The sequence below is a fragment of the Micromonospora sp. RTP1Z1 genome (assembly GCF_033804685.1).
GTDB lineage: Bacteria > Actinomycetota > Actinomycetes > Mycobacteriales > Micromonosporaceae > Micromonospora.
In genome coordinates this window covers 1-1,445 of record NZ_JAPFQV010000134.1, presented here as the reverse complement: position 1 = coordinate 1,445, position 1,445 = coordinate 1, and the positions used below count along the sequence as shown (strand labels likewise).

At 68.4% G+C, this 1,445-nt stretch carries 1 protein-coding gene; it reads right to left on the bottom strand.

Annotation, left to right across the window (positions count from 1 at the left end):
• On the bottom strand, nucleotides 1-1,271 hold a 1,271-nt coding region (locus SLP03_RS31365; RefSeq protein ID WP_319464254.1), incomplete at its 3' end, for an IS1634 family transposase.
• Nucleotides 1,272-1,445: the final 174 nt, after the last annotated feature.

Here is a 1,445-nt window from a genome sequence, read left to right as displayed (position 1 = left end):
TCGATGCGCAGCAGGCCGCCGGGTGTGACACGTAGGTAGCGGTGCAGGCCGGGCTTGGTGGAGATCACCCCGCGTAGCTCGGCGCGCTTCGTGGCGCTCAGCTTGTCCGAACCGTCGATTTTGGCGGTGAGCTGGGCGATCAGCCGTTCTCGGACGGCGGCGTCACGCTCGGCGGCGTCGGGGTTGAAGCAGATCACGAACCGGTCATCGGCGCCGATGTTGACTTCCTTGACCTGCAGGTTGTCGGCGACGGTGGCGTAGCGGCCCTGCCGGGCCAGGGCGGCGTCGGCCTCGGCGGTGCCGGCACGCAGCTTCTCACCGAGGATGTAGTTGCCGCCGCCCTGCTGCAGGAACCTTCTGTTCTCCGCGGAGGCGAAGCCGCGGTCGGCGACCCACACGACACGGGCGAGGCTCCACTCCCGCATGTCGGTCTTGACCTGGCGGATCAGCGCCGAGTCACCCGTGTTACCCGGCCAGCACCACACCCGCACCGGGATGCCGGTGCGGGTGACAGCCATGCCGACCACGACCTGGGGCAGGTCGTCGCGGTGGTCCTTGCTCTTGCCATGAGTGCGAAATCCGGCCTGCTTGACCGCTGCCGGGTCGTCTTCGGTCACGACCTTGCCCTTGTCGTCGCGCCAGAGCAGTTCGTCGGTCTCGTCGAGTTCGAAGTAGGTGCTGGTCGTGTCGAAGAACAGCAGGTCGACTTCGAGGTTGAGCAGGTCGGCGATGCCGTCGTAGATCGCGCGGGTCAGCGCGGGCTCGACCTCAATCAGGTCGTCCATCGCCCGGTAGCAGGCGTCGTCGGTGACCGACGGCAGGCCGGGCAGGTGCACGTCGTGGCAGACCCACTCGGACGCGGCCAGCTTCGATGACGGCTTGAGTGCCCGGTTCGCGACCAGCGCGAACAGCACCCGTTCCACGTCGACCTCCCGGCGGCCAGCGCCGACCATGCCGCGCATGATCTTGTCGATGCCCAGCTGCCGCCACAGGCCGTCGAGCAGCCACGCCCCGCCCAGCGGCCGGGACTCCATGAACGACAACCCCGCCGGGGCGGCCGCGGCGAGGGCGTCGGCCGGGTCCAGCAGCCGTGACAGGGCCTCGACCAGCCGGCGCACGCCGGCGACGTCCAGCTGGTCCTCACGGCCGAAGGAGTACAGCACCCGAGTCTTGGACGCCTTCGCCACCGGGTCCCACTCGTTGTGGGCCAGCTGCAGGTAGCGGATCGCCTGCCCGTCGCGGGTCTTACGCGTCGACGCCTTCACGTACACGCGCCAGACCGTACACCGACTATGACGCCCCCGATAGATCCCCAGCTAGACGAAGTCATCCACGGTCAGGCGTGTCACTAGGGGTTTTCGCCGTTTCCACCAGTCTGCAACGCCCTGACCTGCACCTTCAGGCCCGGGCGCCGACTATATCGACGCGAACCTGCGGAACGCAGG